Genomic DNA, 24,429 nt, shown 5'->3' with positions numbered 1-24,429 from the left:
AAACACACATGAGTGCATCACCCGATCTCTCAGCCGCCGTTGCCGACAGCGATGCCGAACAACTGCGCCAGCTGGGCTACACCTCCAACTTCAACCGCAGCATGAGCCTGTGGGAAAACTTCGCGCTGGGCTTCACTTATCTGTCACCGGTCGTAGGGGTTTATACCTTGTTCGGCCTGTGCCTGGCCGCTGGCGGGCCGCCGATGTTCTGGGCCTATTTGCTGGTCGGTTGCGGTCAATTGCTGGTGTGCCTGGTCTTCGGCGAAGTGGTGTCGCAGTTCCCGATTTCCGGCGGTGTCTATCCTTGGGCGCGTCGCCTGGTCGGCAAGAAATGGGCGTGGATGGTCGGCTGGATCTACTCCATCGCCCTGTGCGTGACCATCGCCGCCGTTGCGGTCGGCGCCGGCCCGTACCTCGCGGCCATGCTGGGTTTTGAGCCGAGCAACAACACCAACATCGTCATCGCCCTGGTGCTGACGCTGTTCGCCACACTGGTGAACCTCAGCGGCACCAAAATGCTGGCGCGGATCGCCATGTTCGGCTTCCTCTGCGAACTGGTCGGCGCGGTGATCGTCGGCGTGTACCTGCTGATTTTCGAGCGTCACCAGCCGATCAGCGTGCTGTTCAACACTTTCGATATCAGCGTCGACGGCTCCTATCTGCCGGCCTTCCTCACCGCGTCGCTGGCGGGGATGTTCCTCTACTACGGCTTCGAAGCCTGCGGCGATGTGGCCGAAGAAACCCCGAACCCGAGCAAGAAAATCCCGGTGGCCATGCGCATGACCATCTACATCGGCGGCATCGCGGCGATGTTCGCCTGCCTGGCGCTGATCCTCGCCGTACCGGACATGCAAGCGGTGATCAACGGCACCGACAAGGACCCGGTCACCACCATCCTCAACAACGCCTTCGGCCCGATCGGTTCAAAAGTGGTGATGGGCGTGGTGATGATTTCCTTCATCTCCTGCGTCATCAGCCTGCAAGCGGCGGCGAGTCGTCTGCTGTACTCCTACGCTCGCGATGAAATGGTCATCGGCAGCCGACTGCTGAAAAAGATTTCTCCTACGACCCAGGTTCCGGTTGCCGCCCTGTTCGTGTCCGGCGTCCTGCCCGGCCTGATCATCGCCCTCGGCTTCTTCCTGCAAGACGCCGTAGCGACCATCGTCAGCTTCGCCGCCATCGGCATCTACCTCGCATTCCAGATGATCGTCCTCGCCGCCCTGTACGCCCGCAGCAAAGGCTGGAAACCGAGCGGCAAATTCACCCTCGGCGCCTGGGGCTGGCCGGTGAACATCGGCGCGCTGGTGTACGGCGTCGGCGCAATCATCAACATGGCCTGGCCACGCACCCCGGATGCGGCGTGGTACATCAACTATGCGATGGTGCTGAGCACGGTGATCGTGATTGGGCTGGGGTTGATTTACATGTGGATTGGCAAGCCGTATGACCATGGGAAGGCGCCGGCTGGGGATGCGTGGAAAGTTAGTCGCTAAGAAAAACAGCCCCGGATTTATCACAATTTCGGGGCTGATTTCTTTCAGCGTCAGTTACTCGCTTCCTACAGACCGAACCCTCAGCATTCAGTCCCCTTTCCTACAAATGGCGTCAGCAGAGTAGACTTGGCGCCGCTAGCGCCTGACCGATAGGCTTTGTCCCGTTGCAGCCCAATTATTAGCTGAGGTCGAAGCCGGAAATCTGTCAACACGGTGTTTGCCCTTCATTGAACTGTGGTTATTCCGAACCTCAGTTCTGCGTTATGGCGGGCCGCGTGGCGCGGGCCTTCCGGGCTTGCCGTGTTGACGGGAAGTAACCCGACTTCGAACGCCACTCGGTTCGCCACCCAACTTGTCGAAGGGGTGGATGCAACCGCAGTATCCCCGGTAAGTCTCAAGAATGAAAAAGGGGCGAACTTCACAGTCCACCCCTTTGGTTCTTCACTTCAAAACCGCGAAACACTCCTCATCGCATCCACCAGATACCGCATCGCAATCCGGTCGCTTTCCGACAACTCCCGGTAACGCTCCACCAGTTTCAGTTCGTCAGGACTGAGCCGGCGTCTTCGCCGGACGTTGGTGAGGCAGGGAAAGATGCCCAACATTTCGGTGATGCCTTGTCCTTTTGTCATGGACGATGTCCTTTTCCAGTACGTCAGAAATTTTCGAAAACCGCATCGCCCTGCTCCTTTAAGCAGCGATTTGAGCCCTGCCGGTCGGATGAGTCGTGACCGGCGATGCCCATAGAATAGAAATTAAATCGGCGCTGAAAAGCTGTTTTTAGAGTAATTAGTCGAAAAAAGCAGATATGCCCTATAAATCAGAAAAGTCTGTGAGATAAATAACCGTAACGTCTTGTTTCATTGAGACGCTGTCGCCGTGCTATCAATGAATTTTGCAAAATCGGCGAACCGATTAAGCTAGCGGGCATCTGTTACTAGTCCGTAGCGTTTGGCCGAAGGCTTGTCCGAACCGTAATTTCTGATCCAGTACGTGCCAGGAACGGCGCGGGATTGTCCACGACAGGTTGTATTTATGCACCGCAGGAATTTGCTCAAAGCGTCCATGGCCATTGCGGCTTACACCGGCCTTTCCGCCTCCGGCCTGCTCGCCGCACGCGCCTGGGCCGCCTCTGGCGGTGCCGCCGACGGTGAAGCCCAGGCCTTCGACTTCGAGACGCTGAAGCGCCAGGCCAAGCAACTGGCCGGCAGCGCGTATCAGGACACCAAACAGGTGCTGCCGCCGACCCTGGCGACCATGACCCCGCAAAACTTCAACGCGATCCGCTACGACGGCGAGCATTCGCTGTGGAAGGAGAACAAGGGTCAGCTCGATGTGCAGTTCTTCCACGTCGGCATGGGTTTTCGCCAGCCGGTGCGCATGTATAGCGTCGATCCGAAGACTCGCACGGCCCGCGAGGTGCATTTCCGCCCTCAGCTGTTCAACTATGAGAACACCTCGGTCGACACCCAGCAGCTCAAGGGCGATCTGGGGTTTGCCGGTTTCAAGCTGTTCAAGGCACCGGAGCTGGATCGGCATGACGTGGTGTCGTTCCTCGGCGCCAGCTACTTCCGCGCGGTGGATGCCACTGGCCAATATGGCCTCTCCGCCCGTGGCCTGGCCGTCGACACCTACGCCAAGAAACGCGAAGAATTCCCCGACTTCACCAAATTCTGGTTCGAAACCCCGGATCAGAACGCGACCCGCTTTGTGGTCTACGCCCTGCTCGACTCTCCGAGCGCGACCGGTGCCTATCGCTTCGACATCGACTGCCAGGCCGAGCGCGTGGTGATGGAAGTCGACGCCCACATCAATGCCCGTACCGCCATCGAGCAACTGGGCATCGCCCCGATGACCAGCATGTTCAGCTGCGGCACCCACGAGCGCCGGATGTGCGACACCATTCACCCGCAGATTCATGACTCGGATCGTCTGGCCATGTGGCGCGGCAACGGCGAGTGGATCTGCCGACCGCTGAACAACCCGGCGACCCTGCAATTCAACGCCTTCGCCGACACCGATCCGAAAGGTTTCGGTCTGGTGCAGACCGACCATGAGTTCGCCAACTATCAGGACACCGTCGACTGGTACAGCAAGCGTCCGAGCCTGTGGGTAGAACCTACAACCGCATGGGGCGAAGGCTCCATCGATCTGCTGGAAATTCCTACAACCGGCGAAACCCTCGACAACATCGTTGCGTTCTGGACGCCGAAGAAACCGGTAGCGGCCGGCGACTCGCTGAACTATGGCTACAAGCTCTACTGGAGCGCCCTGCCGCCGGTCGGCACGCCGCTGGCGCGGGTGCATGCGACCCGTTCGGGCATGGGTGGATTTGTCGAGGGTTGGGCACCGGGTGAGCATTACCCGCCGGTCTGGGCCCGTCGCTTTGCTGTGGACTTCACCGGTGGCGGCCTGGATCGCCTGCCGCAGGGCACCGGGATCGAACCGGTGGTGACTTGCTCCAACGGTAAGGTGCAGGACTTCAGCGTGCTGGTGCTGGATGACATCAAGGGTTACCGGATCCTGTTCGACTGGTACCCGACCAACGACAGCGTGGAGCCGGTTGAGCTGCGACTGTTCATCCGCACCAACGATCGCACGCTGAGCGAAACCTGGTTGTACCAGTACTTCCCGCCGGCACCGGACAAGCGCAAGTATCCTTAATGATTCTCTGGCGTCAGATCGGGCCTCATCGCTGGCAAGCCAGCTCCCACATGGATATCGATTGATCACAGCGTTTGTGTACAACCGAAACCTGTGGGAGCGAGCTTGCTCGCGATGGCGTCAGTCCAGGCGACAGTAAAAGTGGATATCGTGAGGTTCGAGTGCAAACAACTCGGGATCCGGTTGTGCCAGCAACCGGCAGCCCTGGCGCTGGTAGAACTCCACGGTATTGCGCGACTCGGTCGCCGACACGTACAACGCCGCTGCACCGACCTCCCGACCATGCTCGCAGGCCAGGGCAAACAATCGCCCGCCAAGCCCCTGCCCACGCCAGGCACGGCTGATGTGCAGAAACTTCAACTGCCGCATGTTCAGACCCTGATTGTGAATAACCCGGTTATCCACAACCACCGCCGCCACCAGTGTCTCTCCATCGAAAATCCCGTGTAGCCACCCGCCGCTGCGCCAGCACTTTTCCAATACCCGCGCATTTTCCGCCGCCTCCCCTTCGGGCCAGCCGCGCATGTCGAAACGCGCCGGATACAGAATCAGCTCACCGTTTTCCACGCGATAGCACTCTTCGACCAGTTCACTGCGGTCGATCAACGCAAGCAGCGGCAAGTCCGATTCAGTCAGCTCTCGTTCGATCAACATTGCGATCCATTCCTTCGCGATTCCAAACGACAGGCAAGAAAAAACCCGCCGGTTCAATGGCGGGTTTTATAGGCTTTGCGACCAGTCGGAATCAATCCCGCAGATCAGACTCGTGAATCGGCTGATCCCGATGAGTCGCACGTTGATACTGCGCCGGCCACACCGCTTTGCGTCCGCCCAGGTCATCGTCAGCATGCAGCGGCCAGTACGGATCACGCAGCAGCTCACGGGCGAGGAAGATGATGTCGGCCTGACAGGTTCGCAGGATGTGCTCGGCCTGGGCCGGCTCGGTAATCATTCCCACGGTGCCGGTGGCGATGCCTGACTCCTTGCGCACCCGTTCGGCGAAGCGTGTCTGATAACCAGGCCCCACGGGGATTTCGGCGTTAACCGCCGTGCCACCCGATGACACGTCGATCAGGTCAGCCCCCAAGGCCTTCAGGCGTCGCGCCAGCTCCACTGTTTCATCGGGATTCCAGCCGTCCTCCACCCAATCGGTGGCCGACAGGCGCACAAACACCGGCAGTTCTTCCGGCCACACCGCGCGTACCGCCTCGGTCACTTGCAGCACCAGACGAATGCGATTTTCGAACGAACCGCCGTACTGGTCGCGGCGCTGGTTGCTGAGCGGCGACAGAAACTGGTGCAGCAGATAACCGTGCGCCGCATGCACCTCGACCACACTGAAACCGGCGGTCAGCGCACGTTTGGCTGCGGCCACGAAGTCCTGAATGACCTGGGCGATCTGCCCTTCATCCAGTTGTTTCGGCTGGGTGTGTTGCGGGTCAAAGGCAATCGGCGAAGGCCCGACCGGCGTCCAGCCACCATCCTCCGGTTTCACGCTGCCATGCTTGCCGATCCACGGCCGATGGGTGCTGGCCTTGCGCCCGGCGTGGGCCAGTTGAATGCCGGCCACTGCGCCCTGCGCGTTGATGAAACGGGTGATGCGTTGCAGCGGTGCGATCTGTTCGTCGTTCCACAAGCCAAGGTCTTCGGCGGTGATCCGCCCGTCGGCCGTGATCGCCGTGGCTTCGGTAAATACCAGGCCAGCGCCCCCCACGGCACGGCTGCCGAGGTGCACCAGATGCCAGTCGTTGGCCAGGCCATCGACGCTGGAGTACTGGCACATGGGCGACACGGCGATGCGGTTGGACAGGGTCAGTTGGCGAAGGGTAAAGGGTTCAAGCAGCAGACTCATGGGGCACCTCTCAAATCAGTGGGCAGGCTCCAGGGTTCTGTTTGAAAAGTCGACGAGTGACAGGAAAAAGGTGCAGCACCCGCCCCCGCGGGCAAAAATTCGACAAGACGTCACAAGGCCAATCAAGCAGTGCTTAGAGCCTAGTCGACATCCGGAGATGAGGGAGGGTTCAGAAATGAAACAGCACAATTGAAGATGCCTGCGCCCCTTCAGTAAGGGGCGCAACGACCTTTAGCGCGGTTCGATGTGGGCGATCATCAACTGCACGGTCTCATTGCCGCGAAACTCGTTGAGATCGAGCTTGTAGGCCAGTTCGACCCATTTGATCGTCGGGTTCGGCCAGATATCGCGATCGATGCCGAAGGCGATGCCATCGAGCTTCACCGAACCGCATTCGGTCTTCAGCACCACTTTCAGGTGCCGCTCGCCGACCACTCGCTGCTCGACCAACTGGAACACGCCATGAAACAGCGGTTCCGGGAAATGCTGGCCCCAAGGCCCGGCGTGGCGCAGGGCGCGAGCCAGTTCCAGATGAAACTCCTCGACCGCCAGCGTGCCGTCCGATAGCAGACGCCCTGTCAGATCTTCCTCGCGAAGTTGCCTACGCACTTCGGCGTCAAAGGCCTCGGCGAACAACGGAAAATTCTCCTGCGGCAAGGTCAGACCGGCCGCCATCGCGTGGCCACCGTACTTGCTGATCAGATCCGGATGTTGTGCCGCGACCACGCTCAGCGCGTCACGAATATGGAAACCCTGCACCGAACGGCCCGAGCCCTTGAGCAGGCCGTCGCCGGCATCGGCGAAGGCGATGGTCGGGCGGAAATATCGCTCCTTCATCCGCGAAGCCAGGATACCGATGACGCCCTGGTGCCATTCCGGATCGAACAGGCAAAGACCGAACGGCATCGACTCAACCGGCAAGTCCTTGAGCTGGGCCAGCGCTTCACGCTGCATGCCTTGCTCGATGGATTTGCGGTCCTGGTTCATGCCGTCCAGTTGCGCGGCCATTTCCCGGGCCAGCGCAGCATCGTGGGTCAGCAGGCATTCGATGCCCAGGCTCATGTCATCCAGACGCCCCGCCGCGTTCAGGCGCGGGCCGACGATAAAACCGAGGTCGGTAGACGTAATGCGCGAAGCCTCACGCTTGGCCACTTCCAGGATCGCCTTGATCCCCGGCCGCGCACGTCCGGCGCGAATTCGTTCCAGGCCCTGGTGCACCAGAATCCGGTTGTTGGCATCCAGCGGCACCACGTCGGCGACGCTGCCCAGCGCCACCAGATCCAGCAGTTCGCCGATGTTCGGCTGTGGTTTGCTCTCGTACCAACCAAGGCTGCGCAGTCGTGCGCGCAAGGCCATCAACACATAGAAAATCACCCCGACACCGGCCAGCGCCTTGCTCGGGAACTCGCAGCCGGGCTGGTTCGGATTGACCAGCGCATCGGCCTGCGGCAGTTCATCGCCGGGCAAGTGGTGATCGGTGATCAACACCTTCAGGCCGTGACGTTTCGCTGCTGCCACACCTTCGACGCTGGAAATACCGTTGTCGACGGTGATCAACAGTTGCGGCTCGCGGGTCATCGCGACTTCGACGATTTCAGGGGTCAGGCCGTAGCCATATTCAAAGCGGTTCGGCACCAGATAATCGACATGCGCCGCGCCCAGCAGGCGCAAACCGAGCACGCCCACGGTGCTGGCCGTCGCGCCGTCGGCATCGAAATCGCCGACGATCAGGATCCGCTGACGCTGCTCCAGCGCCGTCACCAGCAGATCCACCGCCGCATCGATCCCTTTGAGCTGCTGGAACGGAATCAGCCGCGCCAGGCTCTTGTCCAGCTCCGCCTCGGACTGCACGCCCCGCGCCGCGTACAGGCGGGTCAGCAAAGGTGGCAGTTCACCGAGAAACGGCAGAGTGGCGGGCAACGGGCGAGGATCGATACGCATGGGGTGACAGAAGCTTCTCTTGAATACGTGGGATTTTTCGGGAGTAACGCGGACTTAACCGCGCTCGCCTTGCAGCCAGGTGAGCTGGACTTCGTGCTGGCCACGGTCGTCAGTGACGAAGATCGTGCCTTCGCTGATCATCACGTCCCACTTGATGACGCGGGGCATGTCCTGGGCCAGGGTTTCCAGCACTTCCTGCGGCACGGCGGCAATGTTGACGTTCTTCAGATTTTTGATCGCCGGGATCACCTTGCCTTCCCAGACACGCAGGCTGCCGTAGGCCAACAGGCTGGTGCGCTCGGTGCGACGGGAGCACCAGGTCAGGCGATCAGCGTCAGGCTGGCCGACTTCGATCCAGTGCAGGACGCGGTCATCCAGGCTCTTTTCCCACAACGCAGGTTCGTCCACGTCCGACAGACCACGACCGAACGACAGTTGCTCGTTGTACCAGAGCGCGTAGGCCAACAGGCGTACGGTCATGCGTTCTTCGGTTTCCGAAGGGTGACGGGCGATGGTCTGCTTCACGTTCTCGTAGACGCTGCGGTCGAGATCGGTGAGGTTCAGTTCGAATTTGTAGGTAGTGGACGGCTGGGCCATGAACGGGCTTCTTGATACGAGGAAAGTCGGCAAGTCTAACCGATGCTGTAGGCAATCCACGAATTGATGGCGATCAACCTTGCGCGACTGACAGCCGGCTATGTTAAAACGCTGTATCTGCTCAGCCTTGTCCTACAGGATCTCGCATGCCGTTCGCCAACAAACCGCTCAGCGGTCTGAAAGTCATTGAATTGGGTACTTTGATTGCCGGGCCGTTTGCCTCGCGCATCTGCGGCGAATTCGGCGCCGAAGTGATCAAGATCGAGTCGCCGGACGGCGGTGATCCGTTGCGCAAATGGCGCAAGTTGTACGAAGGCACCTCGCTGTGGTGGTTCGTCCAGGCACGCAACAAAAAGTCCCTGACGCTGAATCTGAAACACCCCGATGGCCTCGCGATCCTGAAAAAACTGCTGGGTGAAGCCGACATCCTGATCGAGAACTTCCGCCCCGGCGTGCTGGAAAAACTCGGCCTGAGCTGGGAAACCCTGCACGCGCTGAACCCGAAACTGGTGATGGTGCGCCTGTCCGGCTTCGGCCAGACCGGGCCGATGAAAGATCAGCCTGGGTTCGGTGCGGTCGGTGAATCCATGGGCGGCCTGCGCTACATCACCGGTTTCGAAGACCGCCCGCCGGTGCGCACCGGGATTTCCATTGGCGATTCGATTGCTGCTTTGTGGGGCGTGATCGGTGCGTTGATGGCCCTGCGTCATCGCGAGGTCAACGGCGGTCTCGGCCAAGTGGTCGATGTGGCGTTGTACGAAGCGATCTTCGCCATGATGGAAAGCATGGTGCCGGAGTTCGATGTGTTCGGCTTCATTCGCGAGCGCACCGGCAACATCATGCCGGGCATCACACCATCATCGATCCACACCAGCGCCGACGGCAAACACGTGCAGATCGGCGCCAACGGCGATGCAATCTTCAAGCGCTTCATGCTGATCATCGGCCGTGAAGATCTGGCCAATGACCCGGCGCTGGCCAGCAACGACGGGCGCGACACCCGCCGCGATGAGTTGTACGGCGTGATAGACCGCTGGGTGAATTCGCTGCCGCTGCAAACCGTGCTGGACCTGCTGAACCAGGCTGAAGTCCCGGCCAGCCGGATCTTCAGCGCCGAAGACATGTTCAACGATCCGCAGTACCTGGCCCGGGAAATGTTCCTGCACGCCAAACTGCCGGACGGCAAACCCTTCAAGATGCCAGGCATCGTGCCGAAACTCTCTGAGACACCCGGCTCGTCCGAATGGGTCGGACCGCAGCTCGGTGAACACAATGCGCAGGTACTCCACGATCTTGGCTACGACGAGAAGCAGATCGCCCGCCTGCGCGAAAACGGAGCCATCTGACCTGAAGCGCCTGATGCCCTCGGCTTCGAACCGCGCCCACCATTGGTGGACCTGGCGGTTGTTTGGCCTGTTATTCCTGCTGGTGCTACCGGCGTGGGTGCAGGCCAAGCCAACGCTGATCTGGCTATTGCGCGACCTGCCGCCGCTGACGATCTTCGAGGGTCCGAAAAAGGGCCAGGGCGTTATCGATCAATTGATGCCGATGCTGATTGCCGGCATGCCGCAATACGAACACACCTTGATGCGGGTCAATCGCGCCCGTGGCACTCAAATGCTGCATGAACATCCCTTCGCCTGCGATCCGTCGCTGATCTGGAACAAGGAACGGGCGCAATGGATCGCCTTCTCCATCCCTGCGTTTCGCGCGGTCAGCAATGGTCTGGTGGTGCGTCAGAGAGACCGCGAAGTGCTGGAGCCGTTTCTGGTCGAGGACGAAGTCGATCTGTCGGCGTTTCTGGCCAACGGTGAGCGAAAAGTCGGCGTGGTCGCAGAACGCAGTTATGGCGAGTACATCGATACATTGCTGCATCAGGCACCGAGCGGCGCGTTGACGCCGCATTACGGCAACGATGCGCTCAGCAGCCTGCTGTCGATGCAGCGCCTGGGACGTTTGCAGGTAGTTTTGGGTTACTGGCCGGAAATCCGCTATCAGGCGCGCCAGGCCGAGATCGCCGAGGACGAACTGCTGTTCTTCCCGATTCGCGGCACGGGCAAGTACCTGTCGGGCCATGTCGGCTGCACCGACACCACGGCGGGTCGACAGGCGATCACGGAAATCAATCAGTTGTTACGCACCCTGCCCCACGAGCATCTCAACCAGCTCTACGCCGACTGGCTCGACCCCGAGAGGCGCCAGGATTATCTGGAACAGGCGCGGATTTTCTTCGAGCAACAGGCCGCGCAGTGAAATCCGGGCAAAAAGAAACCCCGAGAAGTGGGGAGACGACTCGGGGTTAAACGTGGTCTGTATCAAAGACCCGTAGCAGCAAGCGACAAGCACCGGAGCACAATGCTTGATCCTGCTGTTACGGGGTCTGACTGACTTGGGTGCAGGAAGGTTCCCACAAATGAAAAATCAGTTTCAGAGGGTCGGGTGCTTGTCGAGGGCTGCGTTTCGCAACGCCGCGATCACACAGGGTTCCAGCCGGCCTTCGGCAATCAGGATGTCACGGTGCAGGCCGTCGACCACATCCGTCAGCTGGCGCTTGTCGCTCAATTGCGCCTGATTGAATTCGCGCTCCACCACGATCGCGCCGCTGCCGTTCTTCAAGGTCACCAGGCATTCGCCATGGCGACCGCGAGGGGTCAACGTCACTTGATACGGGCTCAGAGCCTCACCGAGCAATAGACTGATACTTTCCATCTCGATCTCCACTCAATAGTCCGAAAACACAGTGTCTGGGGCGTGTTCACAGTAAATGACCACCGGCCCGAGAAGAAAGTTCTGCTTGTCACCGGCCTCTCCCGGAGCGTCACCGGCCTATCGGAGCATGCATGGTGAAGATGACAGAAAAATAACCGTGGGGGTCAAGCGTCGACGGAATGCCTGGGGATGGTCATGTAGGTGTCCAGCAGTGCCCTCATCAATACCGCCGAAACGGGAGTGTGCAGGCGGCCCAGCAATATGATCCGGTGCTCGCCCAGCAAGGTTTCCAGATCGTCCAGCAGGGTGGGTGCCACAGCCCCCAGCAGAATCAGTGCACGTGCTTCCTGCCGGTCGGCCATATGCCGGATCAGCGCCAGCCCGTCACCGTTCTGCAATTGTGGATTGCACAGGGTGATGTCGACGGCTCCGCGACGTTCCAGTGAGCGCTTTGCCGAGCCCAGCGACGGTGCGGTCAGAACATCGTAGATACCAATGGCGTTGAGCATCTGGTGCAACGCCATCAGCTGGAACGGATTGGGTTCTAGAATCAGGATCTTGAGCGAGCGCATGGGACGACCTCTGGAGCGACAATCGCGGATTCACGCCGCAGTGGCCTGTCACTCTAGGGCAGTGGTCCTAAGCCTCCCATCAGAAAAGGAATCGCTGCTTATAGGACTTTTCCCATCTTTAATGCAGACATCGACACCCGCTCTCCTTCCGCCGCTCGGTGATGTCCGTCCAGCCCCCGAGCAGGCCTCGCAGTTTTCCATCGACACTGTAAAACGGCACCGTCCATTGATAGATCTGACGGGGGCCGCTCTTGAACATCAGTTGCCGCTTGCTGAAGCGTGTTTTACGCGTACCCAGCTGCGCCATGAATTCGTCGTGCAGCATCAATGCCGTGGCCTGTGGAAGTGCATCGAACTCGAACAGCATCCGGCCCTGCACCTGCTCCTGCCGGACCGACAGCGCATCTTCGTAACTGCGGTTGCACATGATCAACCGACCCTGCAGATCGCGCACGAACACGGGGTCGGGCATCGCATCGATCAATGCATGTTGAAAGGCCAGTTGATCACCCAGATTCTTTTCGGCTGCCCGTCGCTGCTTCACTTCTGCCGCCAGTCGACGGTTCCACATCAAAGGCAATAGCCCGAACACGCCAAGCCCGCCCATCGCCCAGCAACCCCACTTGATCAGGAGCGAGCCGATCGAGGGTGTCGGCGTAGGAGAGACGCCATCCAGCCACTTCAGGCGCATGGAACGAAGCTCCGCCGCGGAGAAGGCGCCCAATGCCTTGTTGAGGATGCTCACCAGCTCGGGCAACCCTTTGCGTACTGCCAGATGGTCGGCCTCCCACTTGCCCTCCACGAGACCACCGACCTTGAGCAGGCCGGAGGGAAACAGCTGAGCGCCGATCTCGTTTTCGATGGTGGCATAGGCCTCGCCACTTTCCACCAGCGCCCGAGCCTCAGCATAGGTCTTGACCGAACGAATCGGGATCGATGGGTAGTCGCGTCGAATGCCGTCCTCCAGCGCATGCCGGGCCGGCAGCACCAGGACTCGCTTGGACAGCATCTCGAGCGACCGTATTGCCGGTTCGCCTGAATGACCGACGAACACCCACCCTGCACCGCCGAACGCGTGACTGAAGTCCAGAAATGCCTTGCGCTCCTCGTTCATTGCCAACGTCGTGCTGATGTCGGCCACGCCACTCTGGAGCCGTTCCAACATGTGGTCGGTGGAAAACGATTCCTGATGAACGAACTGCAATCCGGTCATGGCGCTGATGTGCTTGAGCACATCGTTGTTCAGGCCGCTCCATTGGCCATGTTCGTCCTGAAACAGATACAACGGGTATTGCACAGAGGCGACGGTCACACGAGGGTTATCTCGAATCCACTGACGCTCATGCTCATCCAGCTCGATGGGCTGAATAGCCTCCACCGTGTCGGGGTGTCTCGCCAGATGGGCGGCTTCGACCCACGGTGACAACCCGAAGCTCCCCGATAAAAACAACCAGCACAGGGCTGGTTTCAATCCTGAAAAAAACCGCATTGCCACATCCTTCGTCATCGACTCGCCCGTCCTTCGTGGGCGAAACGCGCGCAGTGTGGCATGCAAAAACAAGAAAGCCCGTCAGGAGACGGGCTTCAAAATGTGACAGCTTTGCGGTCTTAAAGAGGCTTGCCGCGGTTGCCATGCTGGCTGACAAAGGCTTGTACGGCTTTGAGCTCGTTCGCCAGCACAGTGCAGCGCTCTTCTCTCTCAAACAAATCAGAAAGATGTGCAGGCAGTTCGAGAGCTTTTCCTACACCGGCTTTCTCCACCGCGTCCGGGAACTTGACCGGATGCGCCGTGCCCAGAATCACCATCGGGATGTCCAGGCTGCGACGACATTCACGAGCGGCCTTCACGCCGATGGCGGTGTGCGGATCCAGCACTTCCCCGGTCTGTTCGTAGACTTCGGCGATGGTTTCGCAGGTTTGCGCATCGTCCACAGCCAGCGAGTCGAACAGTTTGCGTGCCTCGGTCCAGCGTTCCTGTTCGACGCTGAAGCCGCCGCCCTGCCTGAACGAATCCATCAGCCCGGCAATCGCCGCGCCGTTGCGACCGTGCAGGTCGAACAGCAGGCGTTCGAAGTTCGACGAGACCATGATGTCCATCGACGGCGACAGCGTGGCGTGCAGGGTTTCCTTGACGTACTGGTTGCCGCTCATGAAGCGGTGCAGGATATCGTTGCGGTTGGTGGCGACGATCAACTGGTTGATCGGCAGGCCCATGTTGCGCGCCAGGTAACCGGCGAAGATGTCGCCGAAGTTGCCGGTCGGCACCGAGAACGACACCGAACGCGCCGGGCCGCCCAATTGCAGCGCTGCGTGGAAGTAGTAAACGATCTGGGCCATGATCCGCGCCCAGTTGATCGAGTTGACTGCCACCAGACGGGTGCCCTTGAGGAAGCTCTGGTCGGCGAAGCTGGCCTTGACCATTTCCTGGCAGTCATCGAAGTTGCCTTCGATGGCGATGTTGTGGATGTTCTCACCGAGAATGGTGGTCATCTGCCGACGCTGCACTTCGGACACACGGTTGTGCGGGTGCAGGATGAAGATGTCGACGTTTTCGCAGTGCTTGCAGCCTTCGATGGCGGCCGAACCGGTGTCACCGGAGGTGGCGCCGACGATGACCACGCGCTCGCCGCGCTTTTCCAGCACGTAGTCGAGCAAACGACCGAGCAGTTGCAGGGCGAAGTCCTTGAACGCCAGGGTCGGGCCGTGGAACAGCTCCAGCACCCATTCGTTGCCGTTCAGCTGACGCAGCGGCGCAACGGCGTTGTGGGCGAACACACCGTAGGTTTCTTCAAGAATCTTTTTGAAATCGGCGTCCGGAATGCTGCCGGTGACGAACGGGCGCATGACGCGGAAAGCCAGCTCGTGATACGGCAGGCCGGCCCAGGAAGCGATTTCTTCCTGGGTGAAACGTGGCAGGTTTTCCGGGACGTACAGACCGCCGTCGGTTGCAAGACCGGCCAGCAGGACGTCTTCGAAATTCAGGGCCGGTGCCTGGCCGCGGGTACTGATGTAACGCATAGGGGCAAACCTTCGGTTTGAGCCTCAAGCTACGAGTTACAAGCTTCAAGTAAAAGCCGGACTGCTTTTCTCTTGCTGCTTGCAGCTCGAAGCTTGCAGCTGTTTCTGTTTAGTTCAAGTGCTCGACGCGGATCCGCACAACCGGACCGACCACGCCCGCCAGCGCTTCGAGGGCGGCGATCGCATCGTTGATGTGCTGCTCCAGCACGCGGTGGGTCAGCAGGATCATCGGCACCAGGCCGTCGTGTTCCTCGACTTCCTTCTGCATGATCGACTCGATGTTGATGCCGCGCTCCGAGAGGATGCTCGCCACCTGAGCGAGTACACCCGGATGGTCCTTGGCCTGGATGCGCAGGTAGTAGGCGCTTTCGCAGGCTTCGATCGGCAGGATCGGATGGGCCGACAGCGAGTCCGGCTGGAAGGCCAGGTGCGGCACGCGGTTTTCCGGGTCGGAGGTCATGGCGCGAACCACGTCCACCAGATCCGCGATCACCGACGAAGCAGTCGGCTCCATGCCGGCGCCGGCGCCGTAGAACAGGGTCGAACCGGCAGCGTCACCGTTGACCATCACCGCGTTCATCACGCCGTTGACGTTGGCGATCAGACGATCGGCCGGGATCAGCGTCGGGTGTACGCGCAGCTCGATGCCGGCGGCGGTGCTGCGTGCCACGCCCAGGTGCTTGATGCGGTAGCCCAGCGCTTCGGCGTAGTTCACGTCGGCGGTGGTCAGCTTGGTGATGCCTTCGGTGTAAGCCTTGTCGAACTGCAGCGGAATACCGAACGCGATCGATGCCAGGATCGTCAGCTTGTGCGCGGCGTCGATGCCCTCGACGTCGAAGGTCGGGTCGGCTTCGGCGTAGCCCAGCGCTTGCGCCTCGGCCAGCACGTCTTCGAAGGTGCGACCCTTCTCGCGCATTTCGGTGAGGATGAAGTTACCGGTGCCGTTGATGATCCCGGCGACCCAGTTGATACGGTTGGCGGACAGGCCTTCACGGATCGCCTTGATCACCGGAATGCCGCCGGCGACCGCCGCTTCGAATGCCACGATCACGCCTTTCTCGCGTGCCTTGGCGAAAATTTCATTACCGTGAACGGCAATCAGAGCCTTGTTCGCGGTGACCACATGCTTGCCATTCTCGATGGCCTTGAGTACCAGCTCGCGGGCAACGGTATAGCCGCCCATCAGCTCTATGACGATGTCGATCTCAGGGTTCGTGGCCACTTCGAAGACATCGTTGGTAATCGCAATACCGGTCGTCTGGAACTGAGGCTTTGGCGTGCGCATGGCAATTTGTGCCACTTCGATTCCACGCCCGGCACGACGAGCAATTTCCTCGGCGTTGCGCTGAAGTACGTTGAAGGTTCCGCCACCGACGGTCCCTAACCCACAGATGCCTACTTTGACCGGTTTCACTGTGAACTCCCCATAAAACGGCCGACACGAGGCCGGCCGTGAAAACAACCGCAGGTTCGCGGCTCTCTGTTGATGGCCCGGCAATCCTGCCGCCGGACCACGCTCGTCACACCAGGGCGTGACGATGCGAATTACTTCGCGCCCAGCGCCAGTTTGGCGACTTGTGGCGCAGGCTGGTAGCCCGGAATGACTTGTCCGTCAGCCAAAACGATGGCCGGCGTACCGTTCACACCGATCGACTGGCCTAGGGCGAACTGTTTGGAAACCGGGTTCTCGCACTTGGCGGCCTTGATTTCCTTGCCATCGACCATTTTGTCCATGGCGGCTTTCTTGTCTTTCGAGCACCACACCGCTTGCAGTTGCTCGTCACCCGGCGAGCCGAGGCCCTGGCGCGGGAACGCCACGTAACGCACTTCGATGCCGCGCTTGTTCAGCTCAGGCACTTCGGCGTGCAGCTTGTGGCAATACGGGCACGTGGTGTCGGTGAAAACGGTGATGTGCGACTTGGTTTCGCCCACGGCCGGGTAAACCACGGTCTCGGCCACCGGGATCGCATTGATCAGTTTGGAAATGCCCAGGCGCTCGGTCTTCTCGGTCAGGTTGACCGGTTTGCCGTCCTTGAGCTGGAACATGTAGCCCTGAACGATGTACTGGCCGTCAGCGCTGGCGTAGAGCACGCGGCTGCCCTTGAGCTTGACTTCATACAGGCCTGGCAGCGGGCTGGCGGTGATGGTGTCCACCGGCACGTCGAGCTGGAGGTTTTCCAGGCTTTGGCGAATCGCTTTGTCGGCCGCGTCATCGGCGACGGCAAAGGTGCTGACCAACGCAATGGCTGCAGCGGCGAAAATCTGGGTCAGACGCATGAGAACTCCTGAAGGCGGACAAATGGAACGATCAGAACGCCCGTGCCGGAACACCGGGTCATAACCGCCCATCGTGCAAACCGGCAAAGCCTACCACATAAGGCTCCCGTGGCCGAATGCGCCTGTCGCAAGACAAATGGCGCTCAGCCGCGCGGGTGATGTTTGGCATGCAGATCCTGCAAACGTGCCCGGGCGACGTGAGTGTAGATCTGCGTGGTCGACAGGTCGCTGTGGCCCAACAGCATCTGCACCACCCGCAAATCGGCGCCATGGTTGAGCAGGTGTGTGGCAAACGCGTGACGCAAGGTGTGCGGCGACAGCGATTTACCAATGCCGGCGACCTTGGCCTGATGCTTGATACGGTGCCAGAAGGTCTGGCGGGTCATCTGCTCGCCGCGCTGGCTGGGAAACAGCACATCGCTGGGGCGCCCGCCCAGCAGTTCGCCGCGACCGTCGCGCAGGTAGCGCTCGACCCAGACAATCGCTTCCTCGCCCATTGGCACCAACCGCTCCTTGCTGCCCTTGCCCATCACCCGCAACACGCCCTGACGCAGGTTGACCTGTTCCAGAGTCAGACTGATCAGCTCGGTCACCCGCAGCCCGCAGGCATACAAGACTTCGAGCATGGCGCGGTCGCGCTGGCCGATGGCTTCGCTCAGGTCTGGTGCCTTCAGCAAAGCTTCAACGTCGGCTTCCGACAAGGATTTGGGCAATGGCCGACCGAGTTGCGGCATATCCACGCGCAAGGTCGGATCGACCGAAATCAGTTTTTCCCGCAGCAGGTAGCGATAAAAGCCACGCACACCGGAGAGAAATCGCGCGGTGGAGCGAGGTTTGTAGTTCTGTTCCAGACGCCAGGCCAGGTGGTCGAGGATCAGTTCGCGACCGGCATTGATCAGCTCGAGACCTTTGTCCTGCAACCAGCCGTTGAACAGCGCGAGATCGCTGCGGTAGGCGTCGCGAGTGTTGTCGGAGAGACCTTTTTCCAGCCAGAGGGCGTCGAGAAACTGGTCGATCAGTGGGTGGTCGATGGCAGGCATGGGCGCTCAAGACACGCAGGCTTGGCACTGCGCGCAAATAAAGAGTGAACGGTTGAAATGGCCGCTAGTCTTTCATAGCCCGCTATTTCAAGGAACAGGGAGCTTCAATGAACGAGCAGCAAATTCTGTTGGCTTTCGGTGGTATCGGTGCCGCCGCGCTGGGCTGCCAATGGCTTGCCTGGCGCCTGAAACTGCCGGCGATTCTGTTTCTGCTGCTGACCGGCATTCTGGCGGGCCCCGTGCTGGGCTGGCTCGACCCGCAGGAAATGTTCGGCCCGCTGCTGATGCCGCTGGTGTCGCTGGCGGTGGCGCTGATTCTGTTTGAAGGCAGCCTGACCCTGCACCTGTCGGAATGGCGCGAGATCGGCAGCGTCGTGCATCGCCTGGTCACCATCGGAGCGCTCTCGACCTGGATAGTGATTGCGGTCGCGACCCACTGGCTGCTGGGCTTCGACTGGCTGCTCGCCATCCTGTTCGGCAGCCTGACCCTGGTTACTGGCCCGACCGTGATCGTGCCAATGCTGCGCGTGGTGCGGCCGAAGGCTTCGATCGCCAACATCCTGCGCTGGGAAGGGATTGTGATCGACCCGATCGGCGCGCTGCTGGCGGTGGTGGTCTACAGCTTCATCATTGCTCGGTCCGAAGGAAATGGCCTGGAACAGAGCCTGCTGACATTCGGCGGGGTGATTGCCTGCGGCAGTGCGTTCGGCGTCGCCGGTGGCTGGCTGCTCGGCACGATCATCCGGCGCCAATGGCTGCCGGAGTATTTGCACAATCTGGCATCGCTCGCCGCGGTGCTGGGGATATTCATCGCCGCCAACCAGGTGATGCACGAATCCGGGCTGCTGGCGGTGACGCTGATGGGCATGTGGCTGGCGAACATGAAGGGCGTGGACGTGCGGCATATCCTGCACTTCAAGGAAAACCTCAGCGTGCTGCTGATTTCCGGGCTGTTCATTCTATTGGCGGCGCGACTGGATCTGAACGCTTTGATCAGTCTCGGGCCGCTGGTGCTGATTCTGTTGCTGGTGATCCAGTTGATCGCCCGACCGCTGAACGTGGTGCTAAGTACCGCCGGTTCGGGTCTGAGCTGGCGTGAGCGTGCATTGTTGTGCTGGATTGCCCCGCGCGGGATCGTCGCGGCGGCAGTCTCGGCGATCTTTGCGATTCGCCTGGATGAAGCGGGCCATGAAGGTGCATTGTTGCTGGTGCCGCTGACCTTCGCGGTGATCATCGGCACCGTCGTACTGCAAAGCGCGACTGCCCGGCCACTGGCCCGACTGTTGAAAGTTGCGGAACCAGCGCCCAGCGGCTTCCTGATCGTCGGGGCGAACGGGCCTGCGCGCCTGCTCGGCAAGTCGCTGCAACAGCTGGGCAGCCGGGTGCTGCTGACGGATTCAAGCTGGGAGAACATCCGCGCGGCGCGCATGGATGGCTTGCCGACCTACTTTGGCAATCCGGCTTCGCAGCATGCCGATGCGCATCTGGACCTGGTCGGACTGGGGCATCTGCTGGCGCTGTCACCGTCGGGCGAACTCAATACGCTGGCGGCCATGCGCTTTCGCCATGACTTTGGTCATCAACGATTGTTCGGACTGGCCAGTGGTCAGGAGAGCCGACGCAGCGACAAGCACCGCGCCAGCCTCGAACATCGCGGCAATCAACTGGGGAGCGAGGCGCTGACTTACGCCAGACTCGCCAGCCAATTGGGCCAGGGCGCCGACCTGTACAGCACGACATTGACGGACGGGTTCGGCTGGGACGATTACCGGGCGCTGCATGGCAACCGCGCGACGCTGCTGTTCATGCGCGATGACAGCGGCTGGGTGCATGTCGTGACACCGGAAACCGTGTTGAAGCCGGGACCGGGGTGGACGTTGCTGGCGCTGATTCAGCCGGAGAGTGGCAGCGCCTGATAGAACAAATCGCGGGCAAGCCCGCTCCCACAGTGTCCGTGTCGAACACAACATCAGCGGACAACACAAAATCTGTGGGAGCGGGCTTGCCCGCGAATGCCGCGGCTCGGTGCTGGATCAGGCCGCGAAACCCGGCAGCACCGGCACCGGACGCTTGTCATCATCAATGGCAACAAAGCTGAACTGCCCGTGAATGGCCTTCTCACGCCCGTCACAGCTCATGCTTTCGACGAACACTTCCACCTCGACCTTGAGACTGGTGTTGCCAACCTTGATCACCCGCCCGACCAGCTCGACGATGGATCCTGCCGGGATCGCGTGATTGAAGTCGATGCGATCGGTCGACACGGTCACCAGCGGCAAACGGCAAAACCGCGTGGCGGTGATGAACGACACTTCGTCCATCCAGGCCAGTGCGGTGCCGCCGAACAGGGTGTTGTGGTGATTGGTGGTCGGCGGGAAAACCGCCTTGGTCACGCGGGTCACCGAGAGTTCGGTGCGGCGTTCGATTTCTTGCTCGCGAGGGGTCATGGGTCAGGCCTGGAACGGAATGCTGTGGATAAATTGCGGGCAACAAAAAAGCAGCCCGTAGGCTGCTTTTTTCTGCATCGGAAGCTGGACTTAAGCCAGTTTTTCCTTGATGCGAGCTGCTTTACCCGACAGGTCGCGCAGGTAGTACAGCTTGGCTTTACGTACGTCACCGCGACGTTTAACAGCCATGCTGTCGATCTGCGGGGAGTAGGTCTGGAAAGTACGTTCTACGCCAACACCGTTGGAGATTTTACGAACGGTGAACGCACTGTTCACGCCGCGGTTACGCTTGGCGATTACAACGCCTTCGAACGCTTGCAGACGGGAACGATCGCCTTCCTTCACTTTCACCTGAACGACGATGGTGTCGCCCGGGGCAAAGGTAGGGATTTCTTTGGTCATCTGCTCTGCTTCGAGTGCAAGGATGATTTTGTTGGTCATGCTGTGCTCCTAAGGTAAATCGTCTGATCTACCATCGATACGTTGTTAACTATCGTCCCGCTCGCGGATGTATTCCTCGAGCAGCTTCTTCTCTTCTCCAGAAAGCGAGCGGCTTTCCAGAAGATCGGCGCGTCGTTCATAGGTCCTACCAAGGGACTGCTGTAAACGCCAACGCCGGATATGCGCGTGATTGCCACTCAGCAACACGTCGGGAACACGCTGATCCGCATACACCTCAGGTCGGGTGTAGTGCGGGCAATCCAGCAGACCATCCGTAAAGGAATCTTCCTCAGCGGAATCCGCATGCCCTAAAGCTCCGGGCAGCAGTCGTGTAACCGCATCGATCATGACCATGGCCGGCAGCTCGCCGCCAGACAACACATAGTCACCAATCGACCACTCTTCATTGACATGAGCATCAATAAAACGCTCGTCAATGCCTTCATAGCGACCGGCAATCAGGATCAACGCATCCGATTTAGCCAGTTCGCGTACCGCCGACTGAGTCAGTTGACGGCCTTGGGGGGACAGGTAAATCACCTTCGCCGCCTCCCCGGCTGCTGCCTTGGCCTGAACCAGAGCATCTTCCAGGGGCTTGATCTTCATCACCATGCCCGGACCACCGCCAAACGGGCGATCGTCCACAGTGTGATGCCGATCCGTCGTGTAATCCCGCGGATTCCAACAGGTCAGCTGCAAGAGCCCCTGTTTGACCGCACGACTGGTAATGCCGTACTCACTGATGGCCGAGAACATCTCGGGAAACAGCGTAATGACGTCTACGCGCAGGCTGGCCATTGCTTAGAAGTCCGCGTCCCATTCCACCCTCATCACGCCTGCTTCCAGGTCGATTGCCAGCACGCATTGCTCCGTATAGGGCAACAACCGCTCGCGATCATCCAGGCTGCCGACGCAGGGCTTGACCACCAATACATCGTTCGCGCCGGTCTCCAACAGGTGATCAACCTTGCCGAAGAATTCTTCGTTCTGGTTGATGACACTCAGACCCTGCAACTGGTACCAGTAGTACTCATCGCCAGTCAGGTTGGGCAAAAGGCTTCGCGAGATGCAAATCTCGTAACCACTCAGAAGACGGGCTTCATCGCGATCGTCGAGGCCTTTGAGCTTGGCAACCAGATCCTTTTGAGTGGATCGGCCGCTGACCAGCTCGACCTGCTTTACCACGCCTTCGCGCCGAAGCGTCCAGTTGCGGTAGTTCAACAGGTTTTCAATCGGATCGGTAAAGGAAAAGACCTTCACCTCGCCGCGAACGCCGTGAACCGAAAAAATCTTGCCGACAACGATCAGGTCATCAGCTTTTTCTGGCGTCGCGCTCATACTGCTCAGGCTGCAGCCTTGGCAGATTCCTTCAGCAACTGAGCAACACGCTCAGAAGGCTGTGCACCAACGCTCAGCCAGTAGGCAACGCGCTCTTGGTTCACGGACAGACGAACTTCCTGACCACGGGCAACAGGGTTGAAGAAACCAACCTGTTCTTTGTGGGAACCGTCACGCGGGTTGCGGGAGTCGGTTACGGTCAGGTGGTAAAACGGGCGCTTTTTGGAGCCGCCAAGGGCAAGACGGATTGTTAGCATGTGAACATCGTTCCTGTAGTCGGTGCTGCAAATCTAAATGCACAGCGGGCATGGGTGCCCGAAAGGCCGCATATTCTAAGGAATATCCGGACTTTTGCAAATGACTTTTTCCGGCGCCTGTGGCATGCCGTGCAGATTTGCATATGGGGCCGTCGTTCAAAACGGCCGGTCAGCTCCCGCCGAGTGCGGGTTTGCTGTTGATCCTGCGTCCTTGCAGGGTCTGCGCCGGTGCGACGACCGGCGAAGTCTTTACATCTTTGGCATGCCGCCGCCGGGCAACATACCGCCCATGCCGCGCATCATTTTCGCCATTCCGCCCTTGGCGGAGAATTTCTTCATCATCTTCTGCATCTGCTTGTGCTGCTTGATCAAGCGACCGATGTCCTGCACCTGGGTGCCGGAACCCATGGCGATCCGGCGCTTGCGCGAACCACTGATCAGCTCAGGGTCGCGGCGCTCGGCCGGGGTCATGGAGTTGATGATGGCTTCCATCTGCTTGAACTGCTTCTCTGCGGCGTTCTGGGCGTTGCCCATTTGCGAGAGATTGACGCCGCCGATGTTCGGCAGTTTGTCCATGAGCCCACCTAGGCCGCCCATGTTCTTCATCTGTTGCAGCTGATCGCGGAAGTCTTCGAGGTCGAAGCCCTTGCCCTTCTTCAGCTTTTTAGCAAGCTTGTCGGCCTTGTCCTTGTCGAGCGTCGCTTCAGCCTGCTCGATCAGGCTGAGCACGTCGCCCATGCCGAGGATCCGCGAAGCGATACGCTCGGGGTGAAACGGATCGAGCGCTTCGCTCTTCTCGCCCATACCGATGAACTTGATCGGCTTGCCGGTGATTGCGCGAACGGACAGCGCGGCACCGCCACGGGCATCACCGTCGACCTTGGTCAGGATCACACCGGTCAGCGGCAGTGCATCACCGAAGGCCTTGGCCGTGTTGGCCGCGTCCTGACCGGTCATGGCGTCGACCACGAACAGGGTTTCAACCGGATTGATCGCGGCGTGCAGCGCCTTGATCTCGCCCATCATCTCTTCGTCGATGTGCAGACGACCGGCGGTGTCGACGATGACCACGTCGATGAATTTCAGTTTTGCTTCTTTAATAGCCGCGTTGGCGATATCGACCGGCTTCTGGCTCAGGTCGGACGGGAAGAACGTCACGCCGATGTCGTTGGCCAGGGTTTCCAGCTGTTTAATAGCAGCAGGACGGTAGATGTCCGCCGACACGACCATGACCGACTTCTTCTTGCGCTCTTTAAGGAAGCGCGCCAGCTTGCCGGCGGTGGTGGTTTTACCCGCACCCTGCAGACCGGCCATCAGAATGACGGCAGGCGGCACGGCGCTCAGGTTCAAGTCTTCGTTGGCCGCGCCCATCAGGCTTTCGAGTTCGGCCTGGACGATCTTCACGAACGCCTGGCCCGGCGTCAGGCTGCGCGACACCTCGGTGCCGACAGCGCGTTCCTTGACCGAATTGACGAAGTCCTTGACCACCGGCAGGGCGACGTCGGCTTCGAGCAACGCCATGCGCACTTCGCGCAGGGTGTCTTTGATGTTGTCCTCGGTCAGTTTCGCCTTGCCGGTGACATGGCGCAGCGTCTGCGAGAGACGGTCGGTTAAGTTTTCAAACATTGCGCGATCCTTTCAGGCCCTGTGTAGACCGGGATAATGGCGGCCCAGACCGGAATCAACATGTGCTCGGCGAGCCTGCGGCGTGGGCAGGTCGCGGATTATAGCGAAGACTGCGTCTGGCGGACACCTCGCTGTCAGCTTGCCGGTCTTTCGTGCA

General features: G+C 60.1%; 23 protein-coding genes. 5 read left to right on the top strand and 18 right to left on the bottom strand.

Going from position 1 to position 24,429, the window contains the following annotated elements; translation table 11 throughout:
- Positions 1–8: 8 nt before the first annotated feature.
- Positions 9–1,493 (top strand): APC family permease, encoded by a 1,485-nt coding sequence (locus CAF74_RS16670; RefSeq protein ID WP_085747030.1) that lies wholly within the window; start codon positions 9–11, stop codon positions 1,491–1,493.
- Between the two features lie 446 nt (positions 1,494–1,939).
- Here CAF74_RS16670 and CAF74_RS16665 read toward each other — a convergent pair whose 3' ends face one another.
- The gene (locus tag CAF74_RS16665) at positions 1,940–2,125 is read right to left on the bottom strand and encodes a hypothetical protein (RefSeq protein ID WP_007954656.1); all 186 of its coding nucleotides are present in this window, start codon (positions 2,123–2,125) and stop codon (positions 1,940–1,942) included.
- Positions 2,126–2,528: 403 nt separating this feature from the next.
- Here CAF74_RS16665 and CAF74_RS16660 point away from each other — a divergent pair, with 403 nt between their 5' ends.
- Positions 2,529–4,157, top strand: coding sequence for a glucan biosynthesis protein D (locus tag CAF74_RS16660; RefSeq protein ID WP_007954654.1), 1,629 nt, complete (start codon positions 2,529–2,531; stop codon positions 4,155–4,157).
- Positions 4,158–4,277: 120 nt separating this feature from the next.
- Here the strand turns inward: CAF74_RS16660 and CAF74_RS16655 are convergent, their stop codons facing one another.
- From CAF74_RS16655 to CAF74_RS16640, 4 genes are all read right to left on the bottom strand, one after another.
- Complete coding sequence (locus CAF74_RS16655; RefSeq protein ID WP_085747029.1) at positions 4,278–4,811, bottom strand: GNAT family N-acetyltransferase; 534 nt, start codon at positions 4,809–4,811, stop codon at positions 4,278–4,280.
- Positions 4,812–4,902: 91 nt separating this feature from the next.
- A complete protein-coding gene (locus tag CAF74_RS16650) occupies positions 4,903–6,009 on the bottom strand; it encodes an NADH:flavin oxidoreductase/NADH oxidase (RefSeq protein WP_085747028.1) in 1,107 nt (368 codons plus the stop codon).
- A 231-nt stretch (positions 6,010–6,240) separates the two neighbouring features.
- A complete protein-coding gene (gene recJ, locus CAF74_RS16645; protein ID WP_085609150.1) occupies positions 6,241–7,950 on the bottom strand; it encodes a single-stranded-DNA-specific exonuclease RecJ in 1,710 nt (569 codons plus the stop codon).
- 54 nt (positions 7,951–8,004) lie between these two features.
- Complete coding sequence (locus tag CAF74_RS16640; RefSeq protein ID WP_007954646.1) at positions 8,005–8,547, bottom strand: YaeQ family protein; 543 nt, start codon at positions 8,545–8,547, stop codon at positions 8,005–8,007.
- 146 nt (positions 8,548–8,693) lie between these two features.
- On the opposite strand from CAF74_RS16640, the gene CAF74_RS16635 reads away from it, so the two are divergent.
- Both CAF74_RS16635 and CAF74_RS16630 read left to right on the top strand, forming a co-directional pair.
- Positions 8,694–9,893 (top strand): CaiB/BaiF CoA-transferase family protein, encoded by a 1,200-nt coding sequence (locus CAF74_RS16635; RefSeq protein WP_085747027.1) that lies wholly within the window; start codon positions 8,694–8,696, stop codon positions 9,891–9,893.
- Positions 9,894–9,906: 13 nt separating this feature from the next.
- Entirely contained in the window at positions 9,907–10,800 is an 894-nt protein-coding gene (locus CAF74_RS16630) for a TIGR02285 family protein (RefSeq protein WP_256578382.1), read from the top strand.
- Between the two features lie 174 nt (positions 10,801–10,974).
- Here the strand turns inward: CAF74_RS16630 and CAF74_RS16625 are convergent, their stop codons facing one another.
- From CAF74_RS16625 to xerD, 7 genes are all read right to left on the bottom strand, one after another.
- On the bottom strand, positions 10,975–11,256 hold the full coding sequence (locus CAF74_RS16625) for a DUF3509 domain-containing protein (protein ID WP_085747026.1): 282 nt from the start codon (positions 11,254–11,256) through the stop codon (positions 10,975–10,977).
- A gap of 164 nt (positions 11,257–11,420) precedes the next feature.
- Positions 11,421–11,828 carry a response regulator gene (locus CAF74_RS16620; RefSeq protein ID WP_085747025.1) on the bottom strand — a complete coding sequence of 136 codons (408 nt, stop codon included), beginning with the start codon at positions 11,826–11,828 and terminating at the stop codon, positions 11,421–11,423.
- 118 nt (positions 11,829–11,946) lie between these two features.
- A complete protein-coding gene (locus CAF74_RS16615; protein ID WP_085747024.1) occupies positions 11,947–13,317 on the bottom strand; it encodes a transporter substrate-binding domain-containing protein in 1,371 nt (456 codons plus the stop codon).
- A 119-nt stretch (positions 13,318–13,436) separates the two neighbouring features.
- Positions 13,437–14,846 carry a threonine synthase gene (gene thrC / locus CAF74_RS16610; RefSeq protein ID WP_085747023.1) on the bottom strand — a complete coding sequence of 470 codons (1,410 nt, stop codon included), beginning with the start codon at positions 14,844–14,846 and terminating at the stop codon, positions 13,437–13,439.
- A 109-nt stretch (positions 14,847–14,955) separates the two neighbouring features.
- Positions 14,956–16,260, bottom strand: a complete 1,305-nt coding sequence (locus tag CAF74_RS16605) for a homoserine dehydrogenase (RefSeq protein WP_018926703.1) — start codon at positions 16,258–16,260, stop codon at positions 14,956–14,958.
- Positions 16,261–16,391: 131 nt separating this feature from the next.
- The gene (gene dsbC, locus CAF74_RS16600; RefSeq protein WP_007954633.1) at positions 16,392–17,123 is read right to left on the bottom strand and encodes a bifunctional protein-disulfide isomerase/oxidoreductase DsbC; all 732 of its coding nucleotides are present in this window, start codon (positions 17,121–17,123) and stop codon (positions 16,392–16,394) included.
- Positions 17,124–17,266: 143 nt separating this feature from the next.
- Entirely contained in the window at positions 17,267–18,163 is an 897-nt protein-coding gene (xerD, locus tag CAF74_RS16595; RefSeq protein WP_085609146.1) for a site-specific tyrosine recombinase XerD, read from the bottom strand.
- Positions 18,164–18,270: 107 nt separating this feature from the next.
- Here xerD and CAF74_RS16590 point away from each other — a divergent pair, with 107 nt between their 5' ends.
- A complete protein-coding gene (locus CAF74_RS16590; RefSeq protein WP_085747022.1) occupies positions 18,271–20,079 on the top strand; it encodes a sodium:proton antiporter in 1,809 nt (602 codons plus the stop codon).
- A 117-nt stretch (positions 20,080–20,196) separates the two neighbouring features.
- Here the strand turns inward: CAF74_RS16590 and CAF74_RS16585 are convergent, their stop codons facing one another.
- The 6 genes from CAF74_RS16585 to ffh all read right to left on the bottom strand — a co-directional run bounded on the left by CAF74_RS16585 (position 20,197) and on the right by ffh (position 24,272).
- Complete coding sequence (locus tag CAF74_RS16585) at positions 20,197–20,610, bottom strand: acyl-CoA thioesterase (RefSeq protein ID WP_011332614.1); 414 nt, start codon at positions 20,608–20,610, stop codon at positions 20,197–20,199.
- A 90-nt stretch (positions 20,611–20,700) separates the two neighbouring features.
- The gene (gene rplS, locus CAF74_RS16580) at positions 20,701–21,051 is read right to left on the bottom strand and encodes a 50S ribosomal protein L19 (RefSeq protein WP_003175895.1); all 351 of its coding nucleotides are present in this window, start codon (positions 21,049–21,051) and stop codon (positions 20,701–20,703) included.
- A gap of 45 nt (positions 21,052–21,096) precedes the next feature.
- Positions 21,097–21,849: a tRNA (guanosine(37)-N1)-methyltransferase TrmD gene (gene trmD, locus CAF74_RS16575; protein ID WP_085747021.1), complete on the bottom strand. Its 753-nt coding sequence runs from the start codon at positions 21,847–21,849 to the stop codon at positions 21,097–21,099.
- 3 nt (positions 21,850–21,852) lie between these two features.
- Positions 21,853–22,389 carry a ribosome maturation factor RimM gene (gene rimM, locus CAF74_RS16570; protein ID WP_007954628.1) on the bottom strand — a complete coding sequence of 179 codons (537 nt, stop codon included), beginning with the start codon at positions 22,387–22,389 and terminating at the stop codon, positions 21,853–21,855.
- A 5-nt stretch (positions 22,390–22,394) separates the two neighbouring features.
- Positions 22,395–22,646, bottom strand: coding sequence for a 30S ribosomal protein S16 (gene rpsP, locus CAF74_RS16565; RefSeq protein ID WP_003198088.1), 252 nt, complete (start codon positions 22,644–22,646; stop codon positions 22,395–22,397).
- 249 nt (positions 22,647–22,895) lie between these two features.
- Positions 22,896–24,272 carry a signal recognition particle protein gene (ffh, locus tag CAF74_RS16560; protein ID WP_007954627.1) on the bottom strand — a complete coding sequence of 459 codons (1,377 nt, stop codon included), beginning with the start codon at positions 24,270–24,272 and terminating at the stop codon, positions 22,896–22,898.
- Positions 24,273–24,429: the final 157 nt, after the last annotated feature.

The organism is Pseudomonas sp. R45(2017) (assembly GCF_002112305.1).
GTDB classification, from domain to species: domain Bacteria; phylum Pseudomonadota; class Gammaproteobacteria; order Pseudomonadales; family Pseudomonadaceae; genus Aquipseudomonas; species Aquipseudomonas paraglycinae.
The sequence above is the reverse complement of the archived record's forward strand: the minus strand, read 5'-3'. Positions and strand labels throughout refer to the sequence as shown.